At 59.4% G+C, this 12,169-nt stretch carries 13 protein-coding genes; 9 read left to right on the top strand and 4 right to left on the bottom strand.

The features are described 5' to 3' along the window. The first annotated feature begins 58 nt into the window (after positions 1-58). From K3555_RS18760 to K3555_RS18735, 6 genes are all read left to right on the top strand, one after another. Complete coding sequence (locus tag K3555_RS18760) at positions 59-928, top strand: branched-chain amino acid ABC transporter permease (protein WP_259988116.1); 870 nt, start codon at positions 59-61, stop codon at positions 926-928. Beyond that, positions 921-1,901, top strand: a complete 981-nt coding sequence (locus K3555_RS18755; RefSeq protein WP_260006613.1) for a branched-chain amino acid ABC transporter permease — start codon at positions 921-923, stop codon at positions 1,899-1,901. The genes K3555_RS18760 and K3555_RS18755 overlap by 8 nt, the downstream gene beginning before the upstream one ends. Next, complete coding sequence (locus K3555_RS18750) at positions 1,898-2,665, top strand: ABC transporter ATP-binding protein (protein ID WP_259988112.1); 768 nt, start codon at positions 1,898-1,900, stop codon at positions 2,663-2,665. Before K3555_RS18755 ends, K3555_RS18750 begins: the two co-directional genes overlap by 4 nt. Next, the gene (locus K3555_RS18745) at positions 2,655-3,362 is read left to right on the top strand and encodes an ABC transporter ATP-binding protein (RefSeq protein ID WP_260006612.1); all 708 of its coding nucleotides are present in this window, start codon (positions 2,655-2,657) and stop codon (positions 3,360-3,362) included. The genes K3555_RS18750 and K3555_RS18745 overlap by 11 nt, the downstream gene beginning before the upstream one ends. Further along, complete coding sequence (locus K3555_RS18740) at positions 3,313-3,921, top strand: tetratricopeptide repeat protein (protein WP_260006611.1); 609 nt, start codon at positions 3,313-3,315, stop codon at positions 3,919-3,921. Before K3555_RS18745 ends, K3555_RS18740 begins: the two co-directional genes overlap by 50 nt. Before the next feature lie 242 nt (positions 3,922-4,163). Further along, positions 4,164-4,820 carry an XRE family transcriptional regulator gene (locus K3555_RS18735; protein ID WP_129372311.1) on the top strand — a complete coding sequence of 219 codons (657 nt, stop codon included), beginning with the start codon at positions 4,164-4,166 and terminating at the stop codon, positions 4,818-4,820. Between the two features lie 315 nt (positions 4,821-5,135). On the opposite strand, the gene K3555_RS18730 is transcribed toward K3555_RS18735, so the two are convergent. The 4 genes from K3555_RS18730 to K3555_RS18715 form a co-directional block, all read right to left on the bottom strand. After that, positions 5,136-6,179: a DUF3445 domain-containing protein gene (locus K3555_RS18730; protein ID WP_260006610.1), complete on the bottom strand. Its 1,044-nt coding sequence runs from the start codon at positions 6,177-6,179 to the stop codon at positions 5,136-5,138. A gap of 11 nt (positions 6,180-6,190) precedes the next feature. Continuing rightward, positions 6,191-7,156 (bottom strand): PDR/VanB family oxidoreductase, encoded by a 966-nt coding sequence (locus K3555_RS18725; RefSeq protein ID WP_260006609.1) that lies wholly within the window; start codon positions 7,154-7,156, stop codon positions 6,191-6,193. Continuing rightward, positions 7,153-7,764, bottom strand: coding sequence for a dimethylamine monooxygenase subunit DmmA family protein (locus K3555_RS18720; RefSeq protein WP_259988101.1), 612 nt, complete (start codon positions 7,762-7,764; stop codon positions 7,153-7,155). The genes K3555_RS18725 and K3555_RS18720 overlap by 4 nt, the downstream gene beginning before the upstream one ends. 72 nt (positions 7,765-7,836) lie before the next feature. Next, the gene (locus tag K3555_RS18715) at positions 7,837-8,982 is read right to left on the bottom strand and encodes an aminomethyltransferase family protein (protein WP_259988099.1); all 1,146 of its coding nucleotides are present in this window, start codon (positions 8,980-8,982) and stop codon (positions 7,837-7,839) included. 555 nt (positions 8,983-9,537) lie between these two features. On the opposite strand from K3555_RS18715, the gene K3555_RS18710 reads away from it, so the two are divergent. The 3 genes from K3555_RS18710 (at position 9,538) to K3555_RS18700 (ending at position 12,168) form a co-directional block, all read left to right on the top strand. Next, the gene (locus K3555_RS18710; protein ID WP_259988097.1) at positions 9,538-10,911 is read left to right on the top strand and encodes an ammonium transporter; all 1,374 of its coding nucleotides are present in this window, start codon (positions 9,538-9,540) and stop codon (positions 10,909-10,911) included. Between the two features lie 11 nt (positions 10,912-10,922). Beyond that, complete coding sequence (locus K3555_RS18705) at positions 10,923-11,138, top strand: hypothetical protein (RefSeq protein WP_260006608.1); 216 nt, start codon at positions 10,923-10,925, stop codon at positions 11,136-11,138. A 133-nt stretch (positions 11,139-11,271) separates the two neighbouring features. Continuing rightward, complete coding sequence (locus tag K3555_RS18700) at positions 11,272-12,168, top strand: glutamine amidotransferase family protein (RefSeq protein ID WP_260006607.1); 897 nt, start codon at positions 11,272-11,274, stop codon at positions 12,166-12,168. The last annotated feature ends 1 nt before the right edge of the window (position 12,169 follow it).

Genomic DNA, 12,169 nt, shown 5'->3' with positions numbered 1-12,169 from the left:
TCCCGCGGCGGGGGGCAGATCCTCGCGCCGCAGACCGACTGATTAAAGAGACAATCCAATGCTGGACCTTCTGGCGCAGACCGGCCTGAACGCCGTGTATGCTGCGAGCTATATTTCCCTTGTTGCCGTGGGGCTTGTGCTGATTTTTGGCGTCATGGGGGTGATCAACTTTGCCCATGGCGAACTGTTCATGGCGGGCGCTTATGCGATTGTGGCGCTTTATGCAGAGCTGCACGTGCCGTTCTTTATCGCAGTTGCCATTGGCCTGTTGTTTGTGGGCTGTCTGGGCCTGTTGATGGAAAAGGCACTGTTCCGGCCGTTGAAGGACAATCCCTTGGGCGGGCTGGTCGCCTCAATCGGGTTTCTGATGATCCTGCAGGCGCTGGCGGTGATGGGGTTCGGCGTGCGGATGGTGCATATTCCACCGGTAACCCAAGAGGTCATTGTGTTCAGTGACAAGGTGCGGCTGCCGGTGGCGCGGCTCTATGTGATCATTGCCGCAATCGTGCTGCTGTCGGCGCTTTGGTACTTTTTGAAGCGGACCAAGTTCGGCTGGGCACTGCGCGCATCAGCCCAGGATCCTGAAGCCGCGGCGCTGCAGGGGATTTCAATCACCATGACTGCGCGGATTGCCATGTTCATCGGGGCGGGCCTGGCCGGGATTGCAGGCGCGCTGACCGCGCCGCTGGTTTCGGTCAACCCGCATATGGGCCATTCGGTGATCGTCACCGCCTTTATCGTCATCATCGTCGGCGGGGTCGGCTCGCTGGAAGGCGCCATTGTCGCCTCGGTCGCTTATGCGCTGGTGCATACGTTTGTGACCACCTTCTATGATGGTGTGCTGGCTGACATCGTTGGTCTGTCGCTGATGCTGGTTGTGCTGATCGTGAAGCCCACCGGATTGTTTGGGAGTGCGGACCGTGCCTAAGTTCCTGATATGGATCGCGGCGCTGGCCGCTTTGATTGCCCTGCCGCATGGCCTTAGCTTTTCGCAGCAGGAAATCCTGGTGTTCCTGACCATCAATGTGCTGCTGGTTGCCAGCTACCGGCTGCTGACGCTGACCGGCGAATGGTCGCTGGGGCATGTGGTGATCATGGGGGTTGGGGCCTACTCCTCGGCGCTGCTGACCAAGAAGCTGGGCGTTTATGTGCCGGTTTCGATGCTGCTGGGCGGGGTGATTGCGGCGCTGATTGCGGTGCTGCTGTCCTTCCCGCTGTTCCGGATGAAGGGGTTTTACTTCCTGATCGGATCGTTTGCAGCGGGTGAAATCATCCGCCTGCTGTGGAAGCGCTTCCGCGATCCGTTTGGCGGCGCCAAAGGGATCAAGGGGATCGACCCGATGCCGGATTTCTCGGTCGGATTCTATCAGTTCGATTTCTTTGAACCGACATCCTACTACTATTTCGCAGGCGTCATTGTGGCGGTCTGCCTGTGGATCTTGTGGCGGATTGAGAAATCGCCGGTTGGTCTGACCTTCCATGCGGTGCATTGGCAAGACAAGCTGGCGCAGGCCTCGGGCGTGAATGTGCGGGCCTACCGGACGCTGGCCTTTGCCATTGCCTCGGGCTTTGCCGGCATCTCGGGTGCGCTGCTGGCGCATTACATTGGCACCATTAATCCCAACGCCTTTGATATTGATCTGATGGTCTATGTGCTGACCTGGGCGATTGTTGGCGGCACCGCGACATTCTACGGCCCGATCCTGGGCTGCGTGGTGCTGACGGTGATCAACGAGGTTGTGCTGCGTGAGCTGGGCCTCGAGCAGATGCGGCCGCTGATCTATGGCGCCATCATGATCCTGTCGATCCTGTTCCTGCCCAACGGGCTGGAAAGCATCGTGCAGAAGTTCACCCAGAGACGTGCCGCGGGCGGCGCGCCGGAACGGAGGCCGGCAGAATGACTGATTTTCTTGAGGTCAAAGACCTGACCATGCGGTTTGGCGGCCTGACAGCGGTGGACAGCCTGTCGTTCAAGGTGGAACACGGTACCATCCACGGGCTGATCGGCCCGAACGGGGCGGGCAAAACCACGACGTTCAACATGATCTCGGGGTTTTATAAGCCCACCGAGGGCCAGGTGCTGCTGCGTGGTGAAGATATCTCCGGCCTGCAAATGCACGAGGTTGCGCGGCGCGGGGTGGTGCGGACGTTTCAGCACTCGACGCTGTTTGCCGAGCTGACGGTGCTGGAGAATGCGCTGGTCGGCACCCATATGCCGTTCCGCCCCAATATCTTTGCCGCGATCATCGGCTGGGACCACGAGGACCGCAGTGGTGCTGAGGCGCGCGCCAAGGAGGCGCTAGAGTTCTTCGGCCTGGATCATGTGATGCACGAGCGCGCGGGCGACTTGAGTCATGGTCACCAGCGGGCGCTGGGCATGGCGGTGGCCTATGCCAGCCATCCGGATGTGATCCTGCTGGACGAGCCGTTCACCGGCATGAACCCGGAAGAGACCCGGCAGATGATGGATCTGATGGAACGGCTGAAGGCGGACGGGATCACCATCCTGATCGTTGAACATGACATGCAGGCGATCATGGGGCTGTGCGACAACATCACCTGCATGAGTTTTGGCAAGTTTCTGGCCGAAGGCGGCCCGCAGGAGATCCGCAACCATCCGGCGGTGATTGAGGCCTATTTGGGAGGCGCACGCCATGTTGCTTGAGATGAAGAACATTGCTGTCAACTACGGCAAGATCAACGCGATCCGGAACATCTCGGTTGCGGTGCCGGAGGGCAAGATCGTCACCATCATCGGCGGCAACGGGGCGGGCAAGACCACCACCCTGCGGGCGATGTCGGGGATGATGCCGATCATTGCGGGCGAGATCACGTTTGAGGGCAAGCGGATCGACCATCTGCCCGCGCATAAGGTGGTGGCACACGGCATCGCCCATGTGCCGGAGGGGCGGCGGATCTTCCCCGATATGACAGTGGAGGAAAACCTGCGCACCGGGGCGTTTTTGCGCAAGGATACGGATGGAGTGGAGGAGGATCTGGAAGATGTCTTCAGCCGCTTCCCGCGCCTGCGCGAGCGTCGCACACAGATGGCCAAGACAATGTCCGGGGGTGAGCAGCAGATGCTGGCGATTGGCCGCGCACTGATGTCCAAGCCGCGGCTTTTGCTGATGGATGAGCCTTCGATGGGATTGGCACCGGTGATTGTCGAGGAAATCGCCCGGATCGTCGAGGAGATCAACGCCAACGGATTGTCGGTGGTGCTGGTTGAGCAGAACGCCGAACTGGCGTTGGAATTGGCCGATTACGCCTATGTTCTGGAAACGGGAAATGCAGCAATGGAGGGGCCAGCAGATGAGCTTCACGGCAATGAACACGTCCGGGCCGCGTATCTGGGGCTTTAAGCCTGACGCGGAAATGCGGGTCGCGCGCGAAGCGGGATGGTCCCGCGCCGATCTGATCTGGGAGCGGCTGATGGAGAGGGCGCTGGCTGAGGCTGGGCGTGACCGCCCGCGCAAGGCGGTGAAGCTGTTCCGCTTGGCGGATCTTGTGGCGCGGGTTGCCTTTGCGGCAGATGATCTGCGCCGTTCGGCGGCGGTTGCCAATTTGGCGGTGCTGCAGTTCCGGGCAGGTGCGTCGGAAAAGGCCGAACGGCTGCAAGCCCGTGCATTGGCGATTTGGGCCGGAGCGGAAGAGCAGGTGGACGCCATGCAAATCGCGCCGCGCAGCCGGTCATCTCTGTTTCATCTGCGGATGGAAGCACTGCACCGGGATACTTTTCATGCCAATCTGAAAACCCGGGTGGGCCGGATCGCAGCGGAGACCGGTGAAACCCTTCGCAGCCTGACCTCCGGCTGGCCGGTCGGCCACCGCCATGCCAGCCGTTGGCGCGGCGAAAAACCAGTGGTGTTTGACGGCACGCGCAAGGTTCTTGGCGCCTGTTTACTGCTGCTGGATGACTGAAGATTGGGAGATCCGGAAAGCTGGCGATTGAATGCCCGGGCCGGATGGTCCGGGTTTCCTTGTCAGCGTTATTGTTCAGCTGGGTTGCACAGCAACAATTTTCTTTCCTGTGACGGTGAGGGCTTGGGAAAAAGTGGTAATGTCAGTAAAATAATTTTCGCGTGGTTTCTTGCGTCCGGAAAAGTTTTTGCGTATCGCCCGCTGCGCGCTTGTCAGAGGCCGTCCATAAGGAAGATAACACAGTGGCTAAACCCAAAGACGATAGCGACGCAGTGGCAAATAACCTTTCTCAAGATCCGCATCGGGTCCGCGACGGCGCGGAAAAAGTTCTGGAAGTAGCGATTGGCCGCGAGGTCCGGTCGTTCCGGCGCCAGCAGGGGATCACTGTGGCCGATCTGGCCACGCTGACCGGGCTGTCGATCGGAATGCTGTCAAAGATCGAGAACGGCAATACATCCCCGTCGCTGACCACGCTGCAATTGCTGGCCAACGCGCTGAGCGTTCCGATCACATCTTTCTTCCGCCGTTTCGAGGAAACCCGCGAAGCGGTGCATACCAGGTCGGGCGAAGGCGTCGAGACCGAGCGTGCCGGAACGCGGGCGGGCCATCAGTATCAGCTGCTGGGGCATCTGGGCGCCAATGCCTCGGGTGTTTTGGTGGAGCCTTACATGATCTCCCTGACCGAAGAGTCGGATGTCTTCCCGACCTTCCAGCATGATGGCGTTGAATTGCTTTATATGCTGGAAGGTGAGGTGGATTACCGGCATGGCGACAAGGTTTTTCCGTTGAAGCCTGGAGACACGCTGTTTTTTGATGCCGACGCGCCGCATGGGCCGGAACAGCTGATCAAGCTGCCCGCGCGCTATCTGTCGATCATTTCGTATCCGCAATCGAGCTGAGCCGCAGCCGGAGCGCTCCCGCCTGCTGCGGAACATCTGAAGATGCCCCTGCACAGTTGGGCGTGGCGCCGCGCATTGCGCGGCGCGGTTGCGTTATGGGGCTGATGTTGCCGAAACAGCCCGCAGCGCGCGAAGCGCGCTGCCCGGCCCAACGCTGCACAGGGGGCAGGCGGAGCCTGCTGTCTGGTGCGGGGGCGGGAGTGCAACGCCGCTTATCTCCGGGCAAAAAGAAACTGCCGGGCCAGAGGCGGCGGCAGTCAGTGGGGCGGGCCTGAATGACAGGGGGTAGGGACGGCCCGCCGGGTTGGTTCAGAATCAGTCGTCTGCCCAGATACCGTCCGAGGTCGGGCTGCCGTCATCAAACTGCGACAGGTACTCCACCATCAGCGGGCGGTTGTCGATGAAGCCTTTGTAGGTGGCCAGCTCCTCCGGCAGGTCGCGGATCACCCTGTGCAGGCGGCGTGCCCATTTCGGCACCGTTACCAGATCTTCAAACCGGATCAGGTAGCAGCGGATCGGGAACACCAGCGCGTTGGAGCGGGGCAGGCGGAAGAAGGTCTGCAGTTCGACCCTAAGGTGCTGCTTCTCGCCGATGTTTTCCTTTGTCAGTTCCTGCTTCATGGTGCCCCATTTGTGATAATTCTCAGGGCTGGTGTCCAAGAGCGGATTGACGGTCATGGTCCAGTTCAGGCGGCGGGCCGGCTGGCCCTGCTGGATGTTGAGGAGGAACTTCAATGCGCGCACGAAGATTCCCATTTCATTTGCCTTGGGCACCGGCGCATGCCACTCAAAGAAGTTCATGCCGATGTCGAAATCCAGGCTCCAGTCCGCCTGGGTGGTGACCATGCCGGCATCCATCCACAGGTTGTCGTCGCGCTGGTCCAGCACTGCAAAGTCGCCCTGGGTTTGGCGGGTGATGTATTCCATCGGCCCGTAGGGCAGGGTGCTTTCATCCAGGAACGTGAACGTGTCGTCGATGCCCAGCGGCTTGTTGACCCAGCGCCAGCGGTTGCCGTCTTTGTGAAGTTCAAACAGATCAGGATATTCAGCCGCCTTGGCCTCCATGATCAGCTCAACCAGGTCCCAGCCGGCCAGGGTCATATGCGGCAGCGACTGGCAGCGCAGCGGGTCGTTGGCCAGCACCCGCGCGCGGTCCTTCATTTCCGAGACGTAATGCTCGTCCACATCGAAGGTGCGTTCGAAAACCGAGCCGGGCCGGTAAGACTTATGCGGCTCCATGTTCACGGAATACATGTAGCTGTCTTCGTGAAACGGGAAGGGGAAGCGCTTGATTGCCCATTCCGAGTTCTTAAAGGTGAAATCGCCGTAGAAGGTTTCGTCGTTGAATTGGATAGTCATCTTTTTCTCCCTCAGCGGTCCAGAACCAGTGTCTTGCCTTCAAAGCGCGACACGCAGGGCATGATGTGTTTGCCGCCCGCCTTTTGTTCGTCGTCGAGCCAATGGTCGTAGTGCAGGAACTTGCCGTCGTAGCCGACGACATTGGTTTCGCACTGGCCGCAGGCGCCGCCGCGGCAGAGATAGGGGGCGTCGACGCCTGCGGCCTCAATCGCTTCCAGCAGCGATTGGTGCTCGCCGACTTGGATCACCTTGCCAGAGACCGCCAGCTTGACCTCAAACGGTTTACCGGAGGCAGGGGCCAGGAACTCCTCGGAATGCACCGCCTCACGCGGCCAGCCCATTTCCGATGCGGTGCCGTGTACCCAGTTGATCATGCCCTTGGGGCCGCAGACATAGACATGGGTGCCCAGCGGCTGGGTGGCGAGCAGGGTCGTAAGGTTGATCGCCTCGCCCTGGTCGTCGTGATAGATGTGCACCTTGCCCGGATATTTTGCCGCCAAGTCCTCGGCGTAGGTGCCAAGCGAGGCATTGCGCACGGAATAGTGCAGCTCAAACTGGCCGCCCATCATTGCCAGCTGATGCATCTGGGCCATGAAGGGTGTGATGCCGATGCCGCCGGCCAGCATCAGATGCTTCTTGGCGCGCAGATCCAGCGAGAACAGGTTCACCGGGTTGGAGATCACCATCTCCATGCCCTCTTTCACCTGGGAGTGCATGAATTTGGAGCCGCCGCGGCCTTGGTCGTCGCGGCGGACCGAGATGGTGTAGGCGCCGCGATCGGCCGGATTGGACATCAGGGAATAGGCGTTGAGCCGGGTGATATCGCCGTCCTGCATTTCCACCACGGTATGCGCTCCGCCCGAGAAGGTGGGCAGGTCGCCGCCGCCGGTGCGGACAAATTTGAATCGGGTGACAAGATCATTGACCGGTTTGACTTCGGCCACGGTGACATTCAGTTTTGCGGTGCCAGCACTCATTTGAACAGCTCCACTTTTTCGGGGATGTTGCCCGGATCCTCGGCATCCACCCGCACCCCCTGGAAGGCCGCCAGGCGGCGCGAGTAGTGATCGCGCACGAACAGGCTGAGGCCGCAGTGACTGCATTCAAACGGGTCGGTGGTGACGTCCTCGGTGATGCCTTTGCAGTGGACGCACTGCATGCGTCGTGCGGTGGAGCCGCGGTGTTCGGTCTGGATCGCGGTATGCGGGATGCCGGCTGCGGTGGCCTCGGCCATGGCCTGGCCCATCAGGCTTTCGGTGCCGGTCAGGTAAACTTGGGTGCCCATGTGGCAATCCTGCAGGGCACGGCGGATGCGGCTTTGCGCGGCCTCATAGGAGGGACCCGCATAATACTGGCCCGCACCAATCGCTTCCAGCTGGCTGGTGAATTTGGTGCCGGTTCCCTTGGGGATATAGATGATATGGGCTTTGGCCCAGAAACCCGGGTCGACGAATTTGGCCAATTCAAGGATTGCCTCGGCACCTGCCGCGTCGGCAATCATCAGGTGGCCGCTGCCCGGGCGGGCTTCAAGCTCGCCATAGACAGGGCGGCTGTTGATGGAGGGGGGGAATTCGGTTTTAGACATGTGGGTCGCTTTTCCTGCAGTCCGGGTGAACGAAAGCGGGCGCCCCCTGAGAAAGGGCGCCCCGGATCCGGCTCAGCCCTTTGCGGTGCGGATCGATTTGTCCTTGTCGTAGAAGGGCATTTCTTCAGCGGTGGCTGCAATCTCGGTGCCATCGCCATTGCGGACTGTCAGCTCGGTGCCCGGCTTGGCGCAGGCCACCGGCATCCGCGCGATGCCCACGTTGTGCTTGTTGACCTCGGAATACATGCCGTAGGTGACCACGCCGACCTTTTCGCCATTTTGCAGAAGGTCCGCGCCCTCATCCGCCGGGGTGGTGCCTGTCAGCACGACGCCGTAGATCTTGAACCGTTCCTTGCCTTCAGCGGCATAGTGGTTCTCGGCGCCGATGAAACCGGTCTTGCCGGGGGATACGGTGAATTCCAGACCCAGCTCCCACAGTGTGTCGCCGCAGGTTTCATCATCGAACGGATAGGTCTCGGAATTGTCGCCCGGGTAAAACAGCAGATAGCTTTCGGTGCGCAGCAGGTCGAGCGTCGAGAACTGGACCGGGACGATGCCCAGGCCTTTGCCCTCTTTCAGGATGCTGTCCCACAGGTGAACCGCGTCTTTGGACTGGCAGAAAATCTCGTAGCCGCGTTCGCCGGTATAGCCGGTGCGGGAGATCATCACCGGGCAGCCGAACAGCTTGGTCTGGATGATGCCGAAATAGGCCAGATCGCGGATGCCTGGGACATATTCGGCCAGGAAATCAACTGCGACAGGCCCCTGCAGCGACATGTCGTGCAGATTGTCATCGAAGATCACCGAGCAATTCTTGCCTGCGGCAACCGCGTTCAGCTGTTCCATGCCGGTTCCGGTGCCATGCACAACCATCCAGCTGTTCACTGACAGGCGGTAGATGATGCAATCGTCGACAAACTTGCCCTGATCGTTCAAGATCGAGGCATAGGTCGAGCGGCCGGGCATGATCTTTTCGACGTTGCGGGTGGTGACCCGGTCGATGACCTGTGCTGCGTGCTCACCCACGACGTGGACTTTTTTCAAGCCTGATACGTCCATAAGGCCGGCCTTGGTGCGGACCGCTTCATAGTCGGCTTTAGCGCGTTCAGGGGTATGGTCATAGAACCAGGCGGTTCCCATGCCGTTCCAATCTTCCAGCTCGCCGCCGATTTCCTTGTGCCGCTGAGCCAGTGCTGAAGTCCGCCAGATAATGGCCATCGTCTATGTCTCCCTGATAGTGGTGGACCAAATTTCTCGATTTGGTTCCATTGGTCCGGTCCAGTTAGCCAAAAGAGGGGGCGCTGTGTCAACGATTATTCCTAACAGGAAAAAGATTTTGCTTAAAAGGCCGATTCCGAACGGGTTTGCGGCAAGGATTGGCCCGAAATGGTCTTTTCGGCAGGCTGCTAGTGGCGGAGACGGCTGCAGAGTGCCCTGTTCCAGGGGAGAATCGCTCCCTTCCGGTGCCGGAGATTCGCTTGATTCTGTCGCAAATCCACGATTGCACCACGCATTTGCCTAATGCCCAGGGCCTGGGAGACTGCCGTGAGGGGGATGAAGGCAGAACGCCTTAAACCCTTGAGAGGGTAGGCTTTAGGCGGCTGGCAGGAGCGCAGATACGGCGCTTGCAGGGCAGTTTGAGCTTTTCTGAGGGTGAACAAACTTTCACATGATTATTGACAGTCTGACCTCCAGAGACACAATAATAAATGAAAATAATATTCCCGAGAGGCAAAAAATGCCCGGGAGAACTGCCAACAGGAGGGCAAAACATTGGATGGAAATCTGAACGCGTTAACAACGGTGTTCACCGAGTTCTACTACTGGGTGACCGTTGTCTTCATGTTCCTCATACACGTAGGCTTTTGTATGTATGAGGTCGGCGCCAGCCGCCACCGCAACCATATGCACACGCTGATGAAGAACATCATGATCATTCCCTTGGTCACGGTGACATTCTTCTTCTTCGGCTGGTGGATTTACTGGGCATTCCCGAACTTCCCGTTCTTCGGAGGCCTGAACCACGAGGCCGCTGCGGCAAACTTGCCGTGGTCGCAGAATATGGCCACCAACCTGTCCGACCGGATCACCGGTGTGTTCTGGGCAGCGTTCCTGCTGTTTTCCTGGACTGCTGCGTCGATTGTATCGGGCGCTGTAATCGAACGGATCCGGTCATCCGCGTTGTGGGTGCATGCGGTGATGATCGGCTCGGTGTTCTGGATCATCGATGCGGCCTGGGGCTGGCATGCCGAAGGCTGGATGGTGAAGTACCTCGGCTATCACGATGCCTATGCATCGGGTGTGATCCACGCGATTGCCGGCGGTTACGCGCTGGGTGTGATCATGGTTCTTGGCCCGCGCCTGGGCAAGTTTGCCGCTGACGGCACGCCGCGCGATATCCCGCCGCATAATCCCTGGATGCTGACCATTGGTATCTTCCTGATCTATTCCGGGTTCTGGGGCTTTTATGCGGCCTGCAACATTCCGGTAATCTCACCTGAAGGCATTGGTGGCTTGCTGACTGGTGACACTTGGACCGCAACCAATATCTATCTGGCACCGACTTCGTTGTCTGCGATCACCTTCAACTTCCTGATGTCGCTGTCAGGCGGTCTGATGGCGGCCTATGTGGTGTCCAAAGGCGATGCGTTCTGGACCTTCTCCGGCGGTCTGGCCGGGATCATTACCGCCTCTGCGGGCAATGATCTGTATCACCCGATCCAGGCGATGCTTGTTGGCGCCGTTGGTGTCGTGATCGTCTACAAGCTGCACTACTGGGTCGAGCGTAGATTTAAGCTGGATGACGCTGTTGGTGCGGTTGCCGTACACGGGTACTCCGGCATTGTCGGGCTGATCCTTGCAGGGTTCTTGCTGTGGGGTGCGCCGAGCTCGCCGTATGAGGGGTATGCAACCGTGAACCCGGTTGGTCAGACCATTGGCGCGGTGATCATGTTTGGTGTTCTGGGCTGGCTGCCGGGTTTCCTGATTGCCAAGATGCAGGCCGCCGCAGGTGTGCTGCGCATCCCGGTTGAGGTCGAACTGCAAGGTCTCGATTACGCCGAACATCATGCCTACGAAGAAGCCAAGGCCGAAATCATCGCCGCTGACAAGGCAGCGCTGAACGGTGGCAGTGTTCCAGCTGAATAAGGAGAATTGAAATGTCTACGATCGGTTACGACAGCTGGGCAGTGGACCTGGCTGATGTAGGGGCGGTCTACCCCTTCCAGGGATCAGAAGGGTTGATGGTGGTCTTGGGGGTAGTCTTCTGGATTGCCTGGCACCGGATACAATTTGTGCGTGAGGGTGCCCATTTGGAGAAAGCCAAGCAAATGGGAGATAAGGATAAAATAAACTCCTTGCTTGAAAAATACTAACTCTGCCCCTTCAGGGACGCGCCAGATTGGCGCGTCCCACCTCACCTTCTTAGGAAAAAAAGTTTCACAAGAGTTGAATGGCAGATCGCAAACTGCTAGCGTTGATTCGAGATGAAAAGCAGGAGGCTTACCCATGTGCGGGATTGTCGGTCTTTTTCTAAAAGACAAATCACTTGAGCCGAAATTAGGCGATATGCTCACCGATATGCTCATCACCATGACGGACCGCGGTCCGGACAGTGCGGGCATTGCAATCTACGGATCCGAGGCGGACGGGCGCACCAAGCTCACCGTTCAGTCCGATGCGCCGGAGGAGGCCTTTGACGGGCTGGACGGTGCGCTTGCCGAAGCGCTGAGCACCGATGTGTCGATCCGGGTGATCGATACCCACGCGGTGCTGGATGTGCCCGCGGGCAAGGCCGAAGAGGCCCGCAGCGCGCTGGCCGAACTGCGCCCCGGCTTGCGTGTCATGAGCGCAGGCGACACCATCGAGATCTACAAGGAAGTGGGTCTGCCGGAAAAAGTCGCCGAGCGTTTCGACGTGCGCGGCATGGGTGGCAGCCACGGCATCGGCCACACCCGTATGGCCACGGAATCTGCAGTGACCACTGAGGGCGCACACCCGTTCTCCACCGGTTCGGATCAGTGCCTGGTGCACAATGGATCTCTGTCCAACCATAACTCGCTGCGCCGCAAGCTGCGCCGTGACGGTGTACGGATTGAAAGCCAGAACGACACCGAAGTCGGTGCCGCTTATCTGACCTGGAAGATGCAGAACGGCGCCACTCTGGGGGAAGCGCTGGAAGGCACCCTGGAAGATCTGGATGGTTTCTTCAATTTCGTGGTGGGCACCAAGGACGGTTTTGGCGTGGTCCGTGACCCGATCGCCTGCAAACCGGCCGTGATGGCAGAAACTGATCAGTATGTGGCGTTCGGCAGCGAATACCGCGCGCTGGTGAATCTGCCGGGCATTGAAACTGCCCGTGTATGGGAGCCCGAACCCGCAACCGTTTACTTCTGGAACCATTAAG

It is taken from the genome of Leisingera sp. M527 (genome assembly GCF_025141525.1).
Lineage (GTDB): Bacteria > Pseudomonadota > Alphaproteobacteria > Rhodobacterales > Rhodobacteraceae > Leisingera.
This window is presented reverse-complemented; position numbering and strand designations above follow the sequence as displayed.

What these genes read in the sequence shown, in the direction of transcription:
- K3555_RS18705 (WP_260006608.1), top strand. Translation starts at nt 10,923, where the DNA reads ATGTCTACGATCGGTTACGACAGCTGGGCAGTGGACCTGGCTGATGTA.
- K3555_RS18750 (WP_259988112.1), top strand. Translation starts at nt 1,898, where the DNA reads ATGACTGATTTTCTTGAGGTCAAAGACCTGACCATGCGGTTTGGCGGC.
- K3555_RS18720 (WP_259988101.1), bottom strand. Translation starts at nt 7,764, where the DNA reads ATGTCTAAAACCGAATTCCCCCCCTCCATCAACAGCCGCCCTGTCTAT.
- K3555_RS18700 (WP_260006607.1), top strand. Translation starts at nt 11,272, where the DNA reads ATGTGCGGGATTGTCGGTCTTTTTCTAAAAGACAAATCACTTGAGCCG.
- K3555_RS18715 (WP_259988099.1), bottom strand. Translation starts at nt 8,982, where the DNA reads ATGGCCATTATCTGGCGGACTTCAGCACTGGCTCAGCGGCACAAGGAA.
- K3555_RS18760 (WP_259988116.1), top strand. Translation starts at nt 59, where the DNA reads ATGCTGGACCTTCTGGCGCAGACCGGCCTGAACGCCGTGTATGCTGCG.
- K3555_RS18740 (WP_260006611.1), top strand. Translation starts at nt 3,313, where the DNA reads ATGAGCTTCACGGCAATGAACACGTCCGGGCCGCGTATCTGGGGCTTT.
- K3555_RS18730 (WP_260006610.1), bottom strand. Translation starts at nt 6,179, where the DNA reads ATGACTATCCAATTCAACGACGAAACCTTCTACGGCGATTTCACCTTT.
- K3555_RS18745 (WP_260006612.1), top strand. Translation starts at nt 2,655, where the DNA reads ATGTTGCTTGAGATGAAGAACATTGCTGTCAACTACGGCAAGATCAAC.
- K3555_RS18725 (WP_260006609.1), bottom strand. Translation starts at nt 7,156, where the DNA reads ATGAGTGCTGGCACCGCAAAACTGAATGTCACCGTGGCCGAAGTCAAA.